The organism is Pedobacter soli, assembly GCF_900101435.1.
Lineage (GTDB): Bacteria > Bacteroidota > Bacteroidia > Sphingobacteriales > Sphingobacteriaceae > Pedobacter > Pedobacter soli.
Map to the genome: position 1 here is coordinate 615196 of NZ_FMZH01000002.1, position 18458 is coordinate 633653.

Genomic DNA, 18458 nt, shown 5'->3' on the forward strand with positions numbered 1-18458 from the left:
ACACGGACAAAACAAATGAAACGACTATTTATCGCCTTATTGGGTTTTGCGGCAACAACCAGCTTCGCACAAACCGTAGGTAAGGTTACAGATCCGGTTGATTGGATAAATCCCCTGATGGGAACCGCGTCCAAGCCGGCATTATCAAACGGAAATACCTACCCGGCAATTGGTTTGCCATGGGGCATGAACATGTGGACACCACAAACCGGTAAAAGCGGTGATGGATGGGCCTATACCTACGATGCTGATAAAATCCGCGGTTTTAAACAAACCCACCAGCCATCGCCATGGATGAACGATTACGGCGCTTTTTCTTTAATGCCTGTTACCGGTAAACTAAAATTTACTGACGATGACCGCGCAAGCTGGTTCAGCCATAAAGCAGAGGTTTCTAAACCTTACTACTACAGTGTTTATTTGGCTGATGCTGATGTAACTACTGAAATCACGCCAACCGAAAGAGCTGCACAGTTCAGGTTTACTTTTCCTAAAACCGATAGCTCTTTTGTGGTAATCGACGCACAAAATCGTGGTTCTTACATTAAAATCATTCCAGCTGAAAGAAAAATTATCGGTTATACCTCTAAGTATGCCCGTGGCCCGTTGCCTAAAAATTTTAAAAACTACTTTGTAATTTATTTTAACAAAGATTTTAAACTGGCTAAAACCTGGGATGATAAAAAATTAAATGATAAAGATTTAGAACTTACAGTTGATCATGCTGGTGCTGTTATCGGTTTCGCTACCCAAAAAGGTGAGCAGGTAATTGCAAAAGTGGCTTCATCTTTCATCAGTTTCGAGCAGGCAGATTTAAACCTGAAAAGAGAATTGGCTAACGATGCTTTCGAAGCTACAAAAGCAAAAGGCCGTGCTACCTGGAACAAAACTTTAAGCAAAATCGCTGTTGAAGGTGGCACCATCGATCAAACCCGTACATTTTACTCGGCCATGTACCGTACCTTGTTCTTCCCGAACAAATTGTACGAAATTGATGCACAAAACCAGATTGTACACTGGAGCCCGTATAACGGTCAGGTGTTGCCTGGTTATATGTTTGCCGGAACAGGTTTCTGGGACACTTTCAGGGCATTATACCCTTTCTTAAACCTGGTTTATCCTTCAATCAACAAAGAAATGCAGCAAGGTTTAATTAACGACTACAAAGAAGGTGGTTGGTTGCCTGAGTGGAGCAGTCCAGGTTATGCCAATATCATGGTAGGTAATAACTCTGCTTCGGTAGTTTCTGATGCTTATATTAAAGGTATGCGCGGTTATGATATCGAAACCTTGTGGCAGGCGGTAAAACATGGTGCCAACAACGAAGGCCCTATGGAAGCAGTTGGCCGCGATGGTGTTAAATACTACAACGAATTGGGTTATGTACCTTTCGATGTTAAAAAGAACGAAAACGCAGCTAAAACTTTAGAATATGCTTACGATGATTTCACTATTTACCAGTTAGGAAGAGCATTGGGTAAACCTGCGTCTGAAATTGATATTTACAAGAAAAGGGCAATGAACTATAAAAACCTTTTCGATCCGGCTTCGGGTTTAATGCGTGGTAAAAACCAGGATGGAACTTTCCAAAGCCCGTTCAGTCCGTTTAAATGGGGTGGTGCCTTTACCGAAGGTAACAGCTGGCACTATACCTGGTCGGTTTTCCAGGATATTGATGGTTTAGCCAAACTTATGGGCGGTCACCAGAAATTTGTAACCAAACTGGATTCAGTTTTCTCTATGCCTCCGGTATTTGATGAAAGTGCTTATGGTGGTGTAATCCACGAAATCCGCGAAATGCAGATTGCCAACATGGGTCAGTATGCACACGGAAACCAGCCGATCCAACACATGATTTACCTTTACAACTATGGTGGTGCACCTTACAAAACACAATATTGGGTGCGCGAAACCATGAACAGGATGTATAAAGCAACACCTGATGGTTATTGCGGTGATGAGGATAACGGACAAACTTCTGCCTGGTATGTGTTTTCGGCAATGGGTTTCTATCCGGTAACGCCTGCTACAGATCAGTATGTTTTAGGAGCTCCTTTGTTTAAAAAAGTAACTGTTACTTTAGAAAACGGCAAGCAGCTAGTCATTAACGCACCTGCAAACAGCGATAACAACCGTTACGTACAGTCGTTGCAGATCAATGGTAAGCCATATTCAAAAAATTGGATCAGCCACAGTGGAATGCAAAAAGGTGCAGTGTTAAACTTTAACATGACTGCTTCTCCAAACAAAACCCGAGGATCAAATCCAGCCGATTTCCCGTATTCATTATCAACAGAAAAATAATTATTTTTACCTTTCCATTGAGTAGTAAACACCTGCTCAATGGAAATTTTAAAACACAGCCTGCCCAAACGAGGCCGGCACAAATGAAACCAAATATATGATACGAAACGTCTCAAAGACGGGTTTTACAGCCATGCTCTGGCTTTGTGGAACCATGCTGGCCTACAGTCAGCGCATTGAACTAAAAGATCTTTCTGCTTTCCGTAACCCAGGAAATTCCTGGTCGCTGGCCGAAAATGTTGTAGCCGATTTAAACGGTGAAAATGTTTTAAAAGCAACCAAAGGCGAAGGCATTCTGGTGAATCAGTCTTCGGCTAAAAAGGCCGGCTCTGATTTATTTACCGTAAACGAATATGGTAACGTAGCAGTAGAACTTGATTATTTAACCACAAAAGGTGCAAACTCTGGTATTTATCTGCAAGGTAATTACGAAATCCAGATTGATGACGCCTGGGGATTGAGAAATGCAACCTCATCTAACAATGGTGGTATTTACCAGCGCTGGGATGACAGTAAACCAGAAGCCGAAAAAGGTTTTGGTGGCGTAGCTCCACGTCAGAATGCAAGTAAAGCACCTGGTTTATGGCAGCACATTAAAATTGTTTTCCAGGCACCTCAATTTGATGCTTCGGGAAAGAAAACCCAAAATGCTAAAGTAATCAGTGTAGTGCTTAACGGTGTAACCATTCACGAAAATGTTGAATTGTTTGGTGCTACCCGTGGTGCTGCAGGTGCCGAGAAAGCTACCGGACCATTGCGCTTACAAGGCGATCATGGTAGTGTTGCTTTTAGAAACATCGTAATTACAGCATTATCCGATATTCCTAAGTCTGACCAAAGAGGTGGCGCAGATCCGATCTATATCGAAGCTGCCAGCAACAACATGATCAGAAGTTTCGTAGATGTACAGCCAGGCGTACGTTCAGTACATGCCATTTCGGTAGGCGGACCAGAAAAAACAGCTTACAGCTATGATTTGGACAACGGAACACTATTGCAAGGCTGGCACGGTGATTTTATCGATGCAACACCCATGTGGGATGGCCGTGGTAATGGTACCTCGCGTGCATTAGGCAGCGTAACCCGTTTTACACAAAAACCTGTTTTAGCCATTTCTAAACTGGCTAATGCACAGGATAAATGGGTAGCTGATACTGCTGGTACAGGTTTCCGTACAAAAGGATATGTACTCGATAAACAGGAAAGACCTACGTTTAAATACAGTATCTATGGTACCACTGTTACTGATGCAGTAAAAGTGATGGAAAATGGACAAGGTTTAAACAGAGAAATTACTATCGACAATGCTTCAAAAGATCTGTATTTCCTTTTAGCTACTGCTTCAAATATCGAAGAAGTATCGAAAGGTTTGTATCTGGTTGATGATAAATCTTATTACATCCAGCTGGCTGATGGCACTGCCAAACCGGTAATCAGAGATGTAAATGGCAAGAAAGAAATGGTTGTAGCCATTGGAAGTAAGTTGAATTATACCATTTTGTTTTAATTGTGATAGTAATGAGAAATACATTTAAGAAATTAGCAATACTGGCCTTAAGTTTTAGCTTTACTACAGTTTTTGCACAGGAAACACCGAAAGAAGAAGATTTTTTCAAAATAAATAAAGTACGCGTACCCGAAGGACCTATTTTAGAGGTTGGTGGATTAATTACCTTACCCAATGGAGATTTAGCGCTTTCTACCCGTAGGGGAGAAGTATTTATTGTAGAAAACCCAACAACAACCAAACCTTACTGGCGCAGATTTGCTTATGGCTTGCACGAAATTTTAGGTATTGCCTATAAAAATGGGGCTATTTACGTAGCGCAACGTGGCGAATTGACCAAACTGGTTGATAAAGATCAGGACGGCAAGGCTGATGTGTACGAAACCGTATATGCTTGGCCTTTAAGTGGTCACTATCACGAATATAGTTTCGGACCTAAATTAATGCCTGATGGTACTTTTATGGTTACTGCTAACGTTGCCTTCGGCGATGAAGAATGGTGGCGTGCAGAAAGCCGCGTACCGATGCGTGGTTGGGCCATGAATATTACCGAAGATGGTAAAATGAGCCCTTATGCAGCTGGTTTCCGTTCGCCTGCAGGTATTGGCGAAATTGACGGTAAGTTTTATTACACCGAAAACCAGGGCGACTGGGTAGGATCGGGTGGTTTATGGAAAGTAAACAAAGGCGATTTTATGGGACACCCTGCAAGTTTAAGGTGGACAAACCTGCCAAACTCTCCGGTTAAACTACAGTCTGATTTCTTTTATTCGCAAATAGACGAACGTAGAACTAAAAACGAGCAGGGAAGATACATTAAGCCAGAAAACAGGGTTAATGAAACCTTCAAAACTTTGTTCGATATGAAGAAAGTATTTCCTGAGTTGCGTTTACCATCAGTTTGGTTACCTTACGGTATTTTGGGTATTTCTTCTGCTGAGCCGGTTAAAATTCCTGAAAATACATTCGGGCCATTTGCTGGTCAGATTTTAGTTGGAGATCAGGGGATGAGTATCATTTCGAGGATTTTTATGGAAACCGTAAAAGGTGAAGAGCAAGGCGCCGCCTTCCTGTTCCGTAAAGGTTTCCGTTCAGGTGTGTTAAGATTAGAGTGGGGTACTGATGGTTCGTTATTTGTTGGAGAAACCAACCGTGGTTGGGGATCAGCAGGTGATGCCAATGAAGGTTTAGAAAGATTGGTTTACAACAATAAAATACCTTTCGAAATGAAAGCTGTTAGGGCAATGCCTGATGGTTTCGAAGTTGAGTTTACCATGCCGGTAGACCGTAAATCGGCCGAAGATTTAGCTTCTTACAACGCAGAGAGTTTTATTTATAAATACCACCCGGTTTATGGTTCGCCACCGGTAAATACCGAGAAATTAAAAATCTCAGGTGTTAAAGTTTCTGCTGATGGATTGAAAGCAAGAATTATTGTTCAGAACCTGCGTCAATATTACATCCATACTTTAACTTTAGATGGTATCCGTTCGCAGGATGGTTTCTATTCGCTGATTCACCCTGTAGCTTATTATACCTTAAATCAGATTCCTGATGGAAATAAGCTTAGCATGAGCGAAGTGAGTACTAAAAACTCTGAAGCTACCCCTGCAGCGCCTGCACCAGCTAAAAAAACAGCAGCACCTAAAACAGCTGCCGCAAAAACAGCCGAAACCAAAGCACCTGCAACAGCAGCTACTACGGCTAAAGCACCAACCTTTAAAGAAGTAGAAGGTTTATTAACAAAAAACACTTGTCTGGCTTGCCACAACCAAACCAAAAGACAAATTGGTCCGCCGTTTGCAGAAATTGCAAAACGTAAATATTCACCTGAGAAAATATTTCAGTTAATCCACAACCCTCAGCCACAAAACTGGCCGGGTTACTCAACTGAGATGCCTCCAATGCCTCAGGTAACCAAAGCTGAAGCATATAAAATTGCCAGCTGGATCAATTCTTTAAAATAAAATTAGCTTAAGTTAGTAAAAGGCGGTTGATGGAAACATCAGCCGTTTTTGTTTTTATGGGGGTAGCCTTACTTCGCCAGAATCAAATAGAATGCTCGTCTTTGCGAGGAGGAACGACGAAGCAATCTTTTATGCAGGAGTTCTTTCCTTTAAAGATTACCTGCCTGCAGCAGACAGGCTTCGTTGGCTGAAAAAGCCTTCACGTAACGACGATTTTTTTATGTAAGGGAGCTGAAAAGAGATCCTTCGACTACGCTCAGGATGACAGAAAAAAGAAATGGAGATTCCGCAATTGCAGAATCCCCATCATCTAAATTAACGCTCTCATATACATAAACGCTGTAAATCGGATTTATTGTGTTGACTATAATTTTTTTGCATTGGTTTGTGTCAACACGAACCAAAATTTATATCAAACCTAACACGGAGAGAAACGAATTTTAATGTTTTCATAATCTGTAACATTTAACTCCTATTTTTACTGTATGGAAAAGATCAACCAAAACCAGCAAGATGCCGAAAAGCAGGCTGCAGCCCTGGCTGCTGTAAAATATGTTAAAGATGGAGATGTGGTGGGCCTAGGAACGGGATCTACCACCACTTTTGCTATTAAAGCATTAGGGGAGCTGGTAAAGGATGGTTTAAAAATTACTGCTGCTGCCAGTTCTGTTGCAACAGAAAAACTGGCCAAATCTTTAGGGATAGAAATTCTTGATCTGGGCAGCTTAAGCAAAATCGATATCAGTATCGATGGTGCAGACGAATTTACCGAATCGCTCGATTTGATTAAAGGTGGAGGTGGGGCACTTTTCAGAGAGAAAATTATTGCTTCTTTAAGTAAAAACGCTATTGTAATTACCGATGCTTCGAAAAAGGTAAAAAAGCTGGGCGCCTTTACCGTGCCTGTTGAGGTTATTCCATTGGCCTACCAATATGTTTTCGATCAGATTACCCTATTAGGTGGGCAAGGTAAACTCAGGGTAAAAGAAAATAAAACCTTTATTACCGATAACGGAAACCTGATTATCGATGCTGATTTCGGCCTCATTGATGATCCTGCAAAACTGTCTTCCAGTCTCAACCAGATTAATGGTGTGCTGGCGCATGGTTTGTTTATCAACATCACCTCAAAAGTAATAATGAGCGAGGGGATGGAGATTATCGTATTTGAATAGGATGGTTCAGTAGTTCATTAGTCATTAGTTTATTGGTCAATAGTCAATAGTCCATAGCCTGGTGCGTTATTATTCCATGGTCACGAGTTGTAAATTGATTATTGGTTTTTGGTCATTGATTATTGGTACTTGATCATTATCCCTCATCGTCATTGCGAACCGAAGGACAGGGAGGGGGGCGAGCGTGAAGCAATCTTATCCGAAGTTCATACATTATTGATCCATTGAAAATTGTTAACTGCTAATTGCTAATTGAGAATTGATCATACTCCATTCACCGGTAAAATCACCGGATTTTAAATTCTCCGAAAATTTTTACCGACACTTTTATTTCACTCACCGATAAAACCTGATCACTGAGGGAAAGGCTATTCTCCGGCGTGCATATCCGTGCTACATTTGAAGTATAAAAACAAAAGGTCATGGAAACTTTCATCAAAAAAAATCACGCTGATAAACAATTTGGTTTAGGCATTTTAATCTTAGTAATCGGTTCTGTTTGCTTACTTAGAAATTCGGGAATAGATATTCCACACTGGATCTTAAAATGGCACACGATTATGTTGGGCGTTGGTTTATGGTTAGGTTATCGCAAAGATTTTAACGGTAGCGGCTGGTTGGCCTTAACCATCATTGGTGGTTTATTTACCCTTAAATCTATAACTGTTTTCGACTTCGATCTATCGAGAATCAGCACAGCTTTGGTATTGATTGGTTTAGGTTTATATGTCATCTTAAAACCTAAAAGGGTTCAAAACTTCGATCAGTATTTCGAAAAGAAACCAGTTGACTTTAGCAATAAAGCAGAATAAAAATTATAACTCTATCATATACTTTGGAAAGGGACATTTTTGAACAGGTGTCCCTTTTTTTGTGGAAATAGCAGAGGGCAAGGGGCTCTGAGTATGAGGTGCTTTGAATGATAAAGAATCATCAGCAGTAAAAGGCATGTAGAAAGCACTTTGCTCTCTGCTCTATGCCAAAAAAGAAACGGGGATTCCACCCTTAGGCAGTATCCCCGTCATCTAAATTAACGCTCTCACATACATAAACGCTATTAATAGAATATATTGTGTGCAGGTTAATTTATTTTTAACTTTTTTTAAAATTAATGGTTTTGCATTCAGTTTTTTCAAATTAAACCTGTTGTAATACCGGTGCTGCTTTATGGTATTTATTGCGGTATTCAATTGGGGTTAGGCCGGTAATTTTTTTAAAAACATCCCTGAATGATTTCGTATCGGTATAACCCACATCGAACATCACTTCAGTGATATTTTTTCGGCTCGATTCGAAACTCCGTTTAGCTGCTTCAATTTTAACCCTTTGGATATATTCAATTACCGTATTTTTGGTTGCACTTTTAAACCTTCGTTCAAAACTCCTGCGGCCAAGAGCCAGCATATCCGCCAGTTGATCGACGGTAATTTTATCCTGATAGTTCCCGTCAATAAATTCCTGTGCTTTTTTAATCTTGGCATCCTCATGCCCTTTCTGCCCCTGAAACATCATAAAAGCCAGCTGACTTTCCCTGTCAATATCAATAGCAAAATATTTCGCCGCCAAAATAGCGGTATCGCGGTCGGTATATTTTTCTACCAGGTACAAAAGCAGGTTCCAGTAAGAGTTTGCCCCACCACTAGAATATAGCCCTTGTGCATCGGTAATAATGCTGCCATCTACCAGCTCAACATCCGGAAACATTTCTTTAAACTGGTTGGCAAACAACCAATGGGTAGAACATTTTCGGCCGTTTAACAAACCTGTAGCAGCCAGCAAGAATGCTCCCAAACATAACGAAGCTACTTCGGCACCTTTAGCGTGATGTTTGGTAATCCAGGGCAGCAAATCGCGGTTTGTATCCATGGCATAATCTACATTCCCACTAATGGCCGGCACAAAAATAAGATCGGTGTTTTCAACTTCGTGCAACAACTTATCTGCATGTACCGAAAAAAGGCTGTTATTTAAACGTACTTCTTTGGTCATGGCTACAAGTTCAACTTTAAACAATGGCAGCTTGCCCGATGCCTGTAAAAATTCGTTAACGGCAGTAAACAGATAGCGAGGGTCGGCAATGGCTTCGATTACAGCAGTTTCGGGAATTAGGATAGATACATGTTTCATTAGTCTATGCTTATTTTTATTGGTTAGGTAAATCTCCAACGGGTTGGGAGCTGGTGTTATCAATACAAATATAACGAGGTGTATTGTCGTAAACAACCCCTGCAATTGTCGTTTATGCAGGTTTAAGCTGTCGGTTTCTGCCCGTATGTTTGTATTGTTAACTGTTAAATTATGGAAACTTACACAATAGAAGAAGATATTAAAGTGCTTTGCATTACCGCGGGTTCTTTTCCGGATGGTGTTTTGGCTGCACATCAAAAATTGCATGTGCTGTTTCCACCCAATAACAAGCGCAGGTACTTTGGTATTAGTCGGCCAGATGGAAACCGCGGAATTGTATATAAAGCAGCTGTGGAAGAATTGGATGAAGAAAATTCAGAGCTAGAACATTTTACCATCAGGAAAGGGGACTATATCAGTGAGCTGATTCCTGATTTTATGCAGGATGTATCTCAGATAGGAAAGACTTTCGAAAAGCTGTTGAACGAGCCCAATATCGATCCCAATGGTTGTTGTTTGGAAATATATTTAAATGAAACCGATGTACGCTGTATGGTGGGCATCTTAAAATAGAAGCACGTGGCACATATCAACTCCTACCTTACGTTTAACGGCAATTGCCGTGAAGCAATGATTTTTTATCAGGATTGCCTTGGTGGCGAACTAACCCTGCAAACCATTGGCGAATCGCCCATAGCTGCTAAACTACCCAATTATTTAGAGCAAAGCATTTTGCATGCAGTTTTGGCTAAAGATAACCTGGTAATTATGGCTACAGATATGGTAGAAGAAGTAGGTTTAATTAAAGGAAATGCCATTTCGATGATGCTCAATTGCAACTCGGAAGAAGAAGCCCATCAGTTTTACAATAAACTGGCTCAGGGTGGCAAGGCTGTACATCCTTTGCAGGAAACATTTTGGGGGGCTATTTTTGGCGATTTGACTGATCGTTATGGAAACAACTGGCTAATTAATTACGATAATCAATAGAAAAATGAAAAAGTTAAGCACGTGGTACTGGATTGCCACTATTATTTTTGCCCTGATGATGCTCATGGATGGCTTTGGTGGGATAACACAGCAGGAAGCTGGTAAAGAGGTGTTAAAACATTTAGGGTACCCCATGTATCTCCTCATTATAGTTGGCATTGCAAAGCTACTGGGTGCTTTAGCTATTTTACAACAAAAGTTTGTAGCCATTAAAGAATGGGCATTTGCAGGGTTTACCATTAATTTTATTGGCGCTTTTGCCTCGCGCGCTTTCGTTGGCGATGGTGTGGCGCTTTTAATCCCACCTTTGGTAGCATTGGTTATCATGTTTATCCCCTATATTTTATGGAAGAAGATACAGGCAAATGTTAAAAATAGTTAAAACTAAATGGCTCGTTTGTTTACAGGCTTTTGCATACCAAATATTATTAACTTTGGTGTAAAGCACTAAACAAACATAGATGAAGAAAAGTATCCTATTCATAATTGCCTTACTGTTTACCACTACTGCATTTTCTCAAAATGTAATTCAGTTATTTAACAGTGCCAACGATTTTTTTAAACTGTTACAGGAAGAAAAGTTTACCCAGGCACACGCCTTTTTTGATGATACACTAAAAACTAAACTGCCGGAAGAAAGTTTAAAGAAACTTTGGGGCGATATCGGGACTAAATTTGGTAAATCAGAATCTTTCGATGCCATTCAAAGTAAAACGCAGGGCGAATTTTTTTCAGTTACGGTTGAAGGTAAATTTGCCAATGGCGATCAGAACTTTATTCTTGGCTTCAATAAACAACAAAAGATAGTTGGAATATTTCTGGCACCATCGAAAAAAGTCGCCAGTTACCTAAAACCAAGTTATGTAGATACCAGCTTGTACAGTGAAAAATCGGTATATGTTGGTCCTGCCGGAAAGCAGCTGGCTGCAATTGTAACCACACCCAAAAATGCCAAAAACTTTCCTATGGTGGTTTTTGTGCATGGTTCGGGACCTGGCGATATGGATGAAACTGTTGGCGCTAATAAACCGTTTAAAGATTTGGCTGGTGGCCTTGCTTCAAAAGGCATTGGTTCCATTCGTTATGTAAAACGGACTTTGGTTTACCCAAATGAATTTGCAAGCCCTTATACCGTAAAAGAAGAAGTGCTGGATGATGCTGGCGCAGCTATAGCAATGGCTAAAACCGTTGCTGGAGCTGATCCGAAAAGTGTTTATGTATTTGGACATAGCCTTGGCGGTATGCTGGCGCCTAAAATGGCAACACTTACACCCGATTTAGCTGGAATTATTCTGGCAGCGGCACCTGCCAGAAAGCTGACCGATATTATTGTTGATCAGAATAATTATATGTTTAATCTGGCCAATGATACCACTGCTGCCTTTAAAAAGCAATTGGCCGATGCCATGGTTGAGATTGACAAAAGCAGGATTACACAATTGGGCACAACCATAAAACCTGATTCTGTAATTTTAGGTTTGCCGGCAAAATATTGGGCCGATTTAAATTCGTACAACCAGGTAGCAGTTGCAAAAAGCCTGAGCAAACCTAAAATTTATGTTTTACAAGGTGGAAATGATTTTCAGGTTGGTAAAACAGATTTCGATCTATGGAATGCGGCATTAGGGAAAAAGAAAAATGTTGTGCTGAAATTCTATCCCGATTTAAATCACTTGTTAAGTTCACAAACCGAAAAGGGCACCATGGCACAATATCAGGCGGCGGTCAGTGTATCAGAAACTTTGGTGAACGATATTGCCCAATGGATTAAAGCCAAATAGTTTATATCAAGCGAATTGAGTATAAAGCCCTGGTTTTAAACCGGGGCTTTGTTGTTTAAGCCATCAACATAATCTCAAACAATTCGAAAAAACGGCGGTTTAAATATTAACATATCATCCTTAAACTGCTTATGGCTAAGAATAAAATTACTTTTAAAGCAATCTGGTGTATTTTAAAAGCATCATTTACAGGTTTCACCGATCATAAGGTTACCAAGCTAAGTGGCTCCTTGGCTTACTACACTGTATTTTCGATGGCACCGTTGTTAGTTGTAATCATTTCGCTCTGCGGCATATTTTTAGGTCGCGAAATTGCCGAAGGACAGGTTTATGCCCAGTTGGAAAGCTTTTTAGGTCGTGAGTCTGCAACGTCCTTACAGCAACTTATCAAAAATGCCTACCTGGATGGAAAAAGTACGATAGCTTTAATCATTGGTATATTTACGCTCTTGCTCGGGGCTACAACGGTTTTTGGCGATATTCAGGATTCGATTAATACCATTTGGGGACTGAAGCCCAAACCTAAAAGGGGATGGGTAAAAATGCTGCAGAATCGTTTTTTATCGTTTTCCGTAATTATTAGCCTTGGTTTTGTATTGCTGGTATCTTTAGCCATTACTTCTTTACTGGATGCTTTTAGCAAAGGATTACAAGCCAGGTTTGAAGATGTATCGATAGTGGTTTTTTATATCTTAAACCAGGTGGTTACATTGGCCGTTATTTCATTGATATTTGGTGTCATATTTAAGGTTTTGCCCGATGCAATTATAAAATGGAAGGATGTTACCGCCGGTGCAGTTGTTACCGCCGTTTTATTTATGGTTGGCAAGTTTGCCATTTCATTATACATTGGGCAAAGCAATGTGGGCGGTACTTATGGTGCAACAGGCTCGCTGGTGGTTGTGCTTCTATGGACGTATTATTCTTCCATAATCCTGTATTTTGGTGCCGAGTTTACCAAAGCCTATGCAGTGGCTTTTGGCTCAGAAATTTACCCTTCACATTATGCGGTTACCACAAAGGAAATTGAAGTAGAAACCGGCAATAATTCCATTCAGGATAATCACCCTGAAATAAAAGAAGAGGTAAAGAAATCTTAAGCTGTAGCTAAGCGCCCCAGGCGGTAATAATCAGGTTCCTTTGCCCGCCGTAGTTGCGGTGTTCGCAAAGGTAAATGCCCTGCCAGGTGCCCAGTGCAAGCTGGCCATTACGAATAGGGATCGTTACCGAACTGCCTAAAAGTGCTGCTTTTAAATGTGCAGGCATATCATCCGATCCTTCATAGTCGTGTTCATAATCCGGATCATTTTCCTTTACTGTTTTATTGAAAAACAGTTCGAAATCGGCCCTGACGGTTGGATCGGCATTTTCGTTGATGGTTAACGATGCTGAAGTATGTTGAATAAAAACCTGGCACATTCCAACCGAAATTTCGGCAATCTGGGGTAGGGCATATTCAATCTCGTTTGTAATGATGTGAAAGCCTCTTCTTCTTTCTCTGAGTGTTAGGGCTTGCTGGTATATTTTCATTAATTCTAATTGATTTTAGACTTTCTAAACACCTTAGAAAATATGGATATTTTCAAATTCGTCAGACAGCGTCTGACTGTTTTAATTTAGCCGGCAGTTGCGATCCCTCGACTTCGCTCAGGATTATAACTTAATAAAATGGTCGTCATCTCGACTGAAACGCAGTGGAATGGAGAGATCTATTTCAAAAACTCCACATTCCATATCTTTTCGGCTTTTCGTCCGATAAGCCAGAAAGAGGCCGCCAGAACGGAAAAAAAGAGAGCTTTATGCCAGCTATCCCAAAAGTACTCAAAGTAGCGTGTATAAAGGTTAATGAACAAAAAAGTGATGCCAAACTCTCGGGCAATATCATCACGGTATTTTAAACCAAACAACGTACTGGCTACACAAATTGCTGCAGAAATTAATGCCCAGTAGAATAAACTCAATTGCCTCACTTTGTACCACTCATCTAGACTGGCGAAATTCCCAAATACCGACAGCGCCCATAGCGATACAAACAGATACACCATTCCTGCGATATAGGTTGCAAGGAAAAAATGCTGAGTTTTAGGGATGGCTTTCATAATGAACGATGCTGCAGTTAGAATTGCTCCGAAAACAACAAAACGCAATGGATAATTCATACCCAGGAAATAGTAATTCCAGCGACTGAGGTAGCCCGTTTCAGTACCAAACCAGGCACCTAAAGAAATCAGGGCAAAAATCCAGATTAGCCTTGAATTAAATATATAACCAAGGGTTCCGTAAATGAAAACCGAAATCAGGATGAGAATTGAAAAATTACCAGAGCCATTATCCAGTACTTTGCCAAAATAGGCAATAGCATTTGCCGTTAGTAAAATGGCAGAGAAAACAATGGCTTCGTTGCTGAATTTCAGATGAGGCAGATTTTTTTTACGTCTGAATCCCAAAATATAGAGCCAGCCTGCTAAGCCACCCGATACTATTGCAATTACAATATTGGGCGTATTATAAACCCTTTTCAAGTAGTTTAAAATCGAATTGTCGATCAGTAATGAGCCCAGGGCAATAAATCCGCAGGCCAAAGCTACCCAGAATGCATATTGCGCCAGACGTAACCAGTCGAAGTTTTTAGCCTCATAACTTTTACGGAGCTTATCGCCGGTTTCTTCGTTAATTAAGCCATCGCTTTGCCATTGCTCAATCATATCATCCAGAAATTCACTCTTTTCTCTGTCGACTTTCATAGGTTAGGTTCTGTACGAAGATATGTTTTTTAATTCATTAGTCCGAAGTTTTTAGTTCCAGCTTTTGGCACTCTGACTTCCGACTTCTGACCAATGACCTCCGACCTTTAAATAACCTCTTTAATCTTCTTATTGTTTCCTACAATCCAGATTACGTCTCCTGTATCGAAAACAAAATCAGATGAAGGATTTAAAATCCGGTTAGCGCCACGTTCAATACCCACAATCAGGGCCTGTGCTTTTTCGCGGATTCCGGCATTTCTGATACTTAGGCCATATACCGGCGATTCGGCATGTACCACTACTCTTTGCAAGGTCATTTCCTTGTTCGGGAAATTGTTTTCCTCTGCATTTTCTGGTGGATCAACTTCTAAAATGGTTTTTACTGCAGCCAGTTGGTCGTCGGCGCCAATCAAAAGCAATTTATCGTTAGGGTAAAGCCTTTCATCCCGGCCAGGCGTTGGAATATTATTTCTCCCACGTTCAATCAATGCAATATTTACCCCGTATTTTTCCCTTATCATTAAATCGGTAAGTGTTTTGCCTACAACTTCCGACTCAGGTGAGACAGTCAGTTCAGTTAAGTGTGTATCCCAGGGCAGGATAGCAGGTTTTTGGTTCTCGCGGGCATTTAGATTTAACATAAAACGCCTTTCCAACCTGTCGTAAAACGATTGTAGTTTCCTGGAGAAAATAACCATACCGAAAATAATCAGACCCAATGCAATAACTGCTGCAATCCAGGTGTCGAAGAATTCGTACATTAAAAAACCTACAAAAAATATCCCCAGGGCAATCCTGAAAACCTCAATGGCAATTAGTGGTCCGCGGGTATATTTTTTATTCAGCCAAAGGTGTGAATAAGCTGTTTTCTGAATCCTGCGAATAGATAATGCCCATAAAAATGGCGACATCAGAATGAAGGAAACAATTACACTGATAATAATTGAAGTCAGGCTATTGGCAATGTTGCGTACAATAAAAGGCTGTACATAACGATAGGCCAGAAAAATAATGGCAATGATAATTACCGAATGGATGATGGTATTAAAAATGTACGATCTTAATAAAATTCTCCAGTCGCTTAAGGTTGTAATGCCCTCTGTACTCGAACTGTAGCGCTCAATTCCATCCTGCCATTTTTTGGGTAAAACACGTTTTAAAAACTCGTAAAAAGGCTCTGAAAGTTTAATCAGGTAGGGCGTGGTAAAGGTGGTAATGGCTGCTGCGGCTACGGCAATGGGGTAAAGAAAATCGCTGGTAACTTTTAAGGTTAAGCCCAATGAAGCAATGATGAACGAAAACTCACCAATCTGCGCCAAACTCATACCCGATTGCACCGAAGTTTTTAAAGGCTGACCAGAAAGTAGTGCTCCCAGAATGGTGAAAATGATTTTTCCAATAATAATCACCAGTGTCGCAATTAAAATAGGTACCCAGTATTTAACCAGCATAGCCGGATCGATCAGCATCCCTACCGAAACAAAAAATACTGCGGCAAATAAATCTTTCACCGATTTGGTAAGGTGTTCGATTCGCTCGGCTTGCGTAGTTTCGGCCAGAATTGAGCCCATGATAAATGCGCCCAGCGCAGGTGAAAAGCCTACCTTGTCGGCCAGTAAAACCATAACCAGGCACAATGCTAATGATACTACCAACATGGTTTCATCGTTCATTAATTTCCTGGTGGCTTTTAAAAATGACGGGACTAAGAAAATGCCGCCTAAAAACCATAAAACTAAAAAGAAGGCCAGTTTTAGAATAGAGTAAAGCATTTCGGTTCCGGCCGATTGTTGGCTTACGGCGAGCGTAGAAAATAACACTAACAGTAAAATAGCTACCAAATCTTCTACAATGAGGACACCAAAAACCAATCCGGCAAATTTTTTATGTTTTAAGCCAAGCTCCTCAAAGGCTTTGATGGTAATCATGGTTGAGGAAATGGATAAAATTCCACCCAGGAACAAGCTGTCCATATCGGCCCAACCCATCGCTTTACCCACAAAATAACCAACCAGAATGATGAATAGCACCTTTACAATAGCGGTTATGGATGCAGAACCGCCTACTTTGACTAATTTTTTAAAACTGAATTCTAATCCTAAACTGAAGAGCAGGAAAATTACACCAATTTCGCCCCAAATATTAATACTCTTGGTATCGGTAACAGAGGGGAAAAAGTTAAGGTGCGAGCCAACCAGGAGGCCAGCTAGTATGTAGCCCAAAACAAGGGGCTGTTTAATTTTTTTAAATATAAGTGTGGTTATTCCTGCGGCAGCAAGAATTAACCCTAAATCGGCAATTAAATCTGGTAAATGCATCTGTAAAAACGAGTAATGATATTAAATAATTTATGTTCGGGGCATGTCCCCGGCATTTTTAATCAGGCCACATCACTGTGGTTAAAAAATGAAATTACTTACCAAAAAACATGTTTTGGGTACAGCATTTTAAAAAGGCACCAATAATTATAATTTAATCTTTTAATTGCAGCTTTGGTATCGGCAACATTATGTTTAAAGAAAAGAAATACCAAAAAACCAAGTAGTAAAAAAGCCGATGAGGATATTTTAAGCACAGGATTATTAACCAGATCTTTTTGCAGGCTATCGTTATCGGGTTGAAAATCGCTTTTGAGTTGCTTACTTTTTTTACAGGTTACGAAAGTTGTTTTGTGGTTTTTGGGTAAGGCATCAGCTTGTTTTTTCTGCGATGCGCATACCGCGAAAGGAATAGAAATAGCGCAGAAGAAAATGATGTAAAAAAGCCTCATTGCCGCTAATATAACGAAAATAAGGCTTTTTTGAAAGGAAAAACGTGATTTTGTGCTTTTAAGCCGTTGTTTCGAAAAAAGCTAAAGTAGCCTCTTTGTCTTTTTGTAACTGAACAGTTAAAGCTTCTAAACCAGTAAATTTTACATCGTGGCGAAGGAATTTTAAGAAGTTCATTTTAATATCCTGGCCGTAAATTTCCTGGTTAAAATCGAAGATGTTAACTTCAATATTCCTGGTCATACCGTTGATGGTAGGGCGTTGCCCGATGTAGGCCATTCCCTGGTAAGTTTGGAGTTTGGGGTTTGAAGTTTGGAGTTGATCAGTCGCCAAGCTCTCAACGCTCGGCGCCGAATTTATTTCAACCGTTACTGCGTAAATCCCATCGCCAGGAATAAGTTTATACGTTTCTTCAACAAAGATATTTGCTGTAGGGAAACCAATGGTACGACCAATTTTATCGCCTTTAATTACCCTGCCGAAAATAGAAAAGGGATAGCCCAGGTAATCGCTGGCTAAACTTACATCGCCGGCCAAAAGCGCCTGCCTTATTTTGGTCGAGCTTACCGCTACATCGTGGATATCCTGTTCCATTATCTCTTCAACAGTAAAGCCATAGTGCAGGCCGGCAGCTTTTAAATCATTTAAATTGCCCTGGCGATCTTTACCAAACCGATGATCGTAACCTATGATAATGTGTTTGGTGCCAATATTATCAACCAACGTATTTTTAATATAATCTTCAGGCAACTGATTAGAAAAATCGCGCGTAAACGGAGTAATAATCAAATGATCGACGCCCAGGTTCTTAAGGATATCGGCTTTTTCGTTGATGGTATTGATCATTTTTAAATCCTGGTTTTCAGGATCAATAATCATTCTGGGATGGGGAAAAAAAGTGAGGATCACACTTTCTCCCTGATCGGCTTTTGCCTTTTGCACCAGTTGGTTAATAATTTTCTGGTGACCAAAATGTACGCCATCAAAAGTACCGATGGTTACAATAGCATTATCTAATTTCGAAAATTCGGATAGGTTATGGTATATTTTCAATGTAATTAAATTAAAATCATTGCCTGTTGGCAAAATAAA

Annotated in this window: 16 protein-coding genes; 10 read left to right on the forward strand and 6 right to left on the reverse strand. The window is 40.4% G+C overall.

The window, feature by feature from the left end; translation table 11 throughout:
- Positions 1-15 precede the first annotated feature (15 nt).
- The 5 genes from BLR37_RS06530 to BLR37_RS06550 all read left to right on the forward strand — a co-directional run bounded on the left by BLR37_RS06530 (position 16) and on the right by BLR37_RS06550 (position 7765).
- Positions 16-2304 carry a GH92 family glycosyl hydrolase gene (locus BLR37_RS06530; RefSeq protein ID WP_039478915.1) on the forward strand — a complete coding sequence of 763 codons (2289 nt, stop codon included), beginning with the start codon at positions 16-18 and terminating at the stop codon, positions 2302-2304.
- Positions 2305-2401: 97 nt separating this feature from the next.
- Positions 2402-3811, forward strand: coding sequence for a 3-keto-disaccharide hydrolase (locus BLR37_RS06535; RefSeq protein WP_090766071.1), 1410 nt, complete (start codon positions 2402-2404; stop codon positions 3809-3811).
- 11 nt (positions 3812-3822) lie between these two features.
- Positions 3823-5778 carry a c-type cytochrome gene (locus BLR37_RS06540; RefSeq protein ID WP_090766074.1) on the forward strand — a complete coding sequence of 652 codons (1956 nt, stop codon included), beginning with the start codon at positions 3823-3825 and terminating at the stop codon, positions 5776-5778.
- Positions 5779-6263: 485 nt separating this feature from the next.
- Complete coding sequence (gene rpiA / locus BLR37_RS06545; protein WP_090766077.1) at positions 6264-6953, forward strand: ribose-5-phosphate isomerase RpiA; 690 nt, start codon at positions 6264-6266, stop codon at positions 6951-6953.
- Between the two features lie 422 nt (positions 6954-7375).
- Positions 7376-7765 (forward strand): LiaF transmembrane domain-containing protein, encoded by a 390-nt coding sequence (locus BLR37_RS06550; protein WP_090766080.1) that lies wholly within the window; start codon positions 7376-7378, stop codon positions 7763-7765.
- 325 nt (positions 7766-8090) lie between these two features.
- On the opposite strand, the gene BLR37_RS06555 is transcribed toward BLR37_RS06550, so the two are convergent.
- Positions 8091-9080 carry a GlxA family transcriptional regulator gene (locus BLR37_RS06555; RefSeq protein WP_090766082.1) on the reverse strand — a complete coding sequence of 330 codons (990 nt, stop codon included), beginning with the start codon at positions 9078-9080 and terminating at the stop codon, positions 8091-8093.
- 171 nt (positions 9081-9251) lie between these two features.
- On the opposite strand from BLR37_RS06555, the gene BLR37_RS06560 reads away from it, so the two are divergent.
- From BLR37_RS06560 to BLR37_RS06580, 5 genes are all read left to right on the forward strand, one after another.
- The gene (locus BLR37_RS06560) at positions 9252-9653 is read left to right on the forward strand and encodes a transcriptional regulator (RefSeq protein ID WP_090766085.1); all 402 of its coding nucleotides are present in this window, start codon (positions 9252-9254) and stop codon (positions 9651-9653) included.
- Between the two features lie 6 nt (positions 9654-9659).
- Positions 9660-10070: a VOC family protein gene (locus BLR37_RS06565; protein WP_090766088.1), complete on the forward strand. Its 411-nt coding sequence runs from the start codon at positions 9660-9662 to the stop codon at positions 10068-10070.
- A 4-nt stretch (positions 10071-10074) separates the two neighbouring features.
- The gene (locus BLR37_RS06570; RefSeq protein WP_090766091.1) at positions 10075-10452 is read left to right on the forward strand and encodes a DoxX family protein; all 378 of its coding nucleotides are present in this window, start codon (positions 10075-10077) and stop codon (positions 10450-10452) included.
- A 79-nt stretch (positions 10453-10531) separates the two neighbouring features.
- The gene (locus BLR37_RS06575) at positions 10532-11851 is read left to right on the forward strand and encodes an alpha/beta hydrolase (RefSeq protein ID WP_090766096.1); all 1320 of its coding nucleotides are present in this window, start codon (positions 10532-10534) and stop codon (positions 11849-11851) included.
- 131 nt (positions 11852-11982) lie between these two features.
- Positions 11983-12951, forward strand: a complete 969-nt coding sequence (locus tag BLR37_RS06580; RefSeq protein WP_090766099.1) for a YihY/virulence factor BrkB family protein — start codon at positions 11983-11985, stop codon at positions 12949-12951.
- A gap of 7 nt (positions 12952-12958) precedes the next feature.
- On the opposite strand, the gene BLR37_RS06585 is transcribed toward BLR37_RS06580, so the two are convergent.
- The 5 genes from BLR37_RS06585 to BLR37_RS06605 all read right to left on the reverse strand — a co-directional run bounded on the left by BLR37_RS06585 (position 12959) and on the right by BLR37_RS06605 (position 18419).
- On the reverse strand, positions 12959-13381 hold the full coding sequence (locus BLR37_RS06585; RefSeq protein WP_090766102.1) for a secondary thiamine-phosphate synthase enzyme YjbQ: 423 nt from the start codon (positions 13379-13381) through the stop codon (positions 12959-12961).
- A gap of 179 nt (positions 13382-13560) precedes the next feature.
- Positions 13561-14595, reverse strand: coding sequence for a DUF2157 domain-containing protein (locus BLR37_RS06590; protein WP_090766105.1), 1035 nt, complete (start codon positions 14593-14595; stop codon positions 13561-13563).
- A 107-nt stretch (positions 14596-14702) separates the two neighbouring features.
- Positions 14703-16916: a cation:proton antiporter domain-containing protein gene (locus BLR37_RS06595; RefSeq protein ID WP_090766108.1), complete on the reverse strand. Its 2214-nt coding sequence runs from the start codon at positions 16914-16916 to the stop codon at positions 14703-14705.
- 98 nt (positions 16917-17014) lie between these two features.
- A complete protein-coding gene (locus BLR37_RS06600) occupies positions 17015-17368 on the reverse strand; it encodes a hypothetical protein (RefSeq protein ID WP_090766111.1) in 354 nt (117 codons plus the stop codon).
- 58 nt (positions 17369-17426) lie between these two features.
- The gene (locus BLR37_RS06605; RefSeq protein WP_090766576.1) at positions 17427-18419 is read right to left on the reverse strand and encodes a bifunctional riboflavin kinase/FAD synthetase; all 993 of its coding nucleotides are present in this window, start codon (positions 18417-18419) and stop codon (positions 17427-17429) included.
- Positions 18420-18458 lie beyond the last annotated feature (39 nt).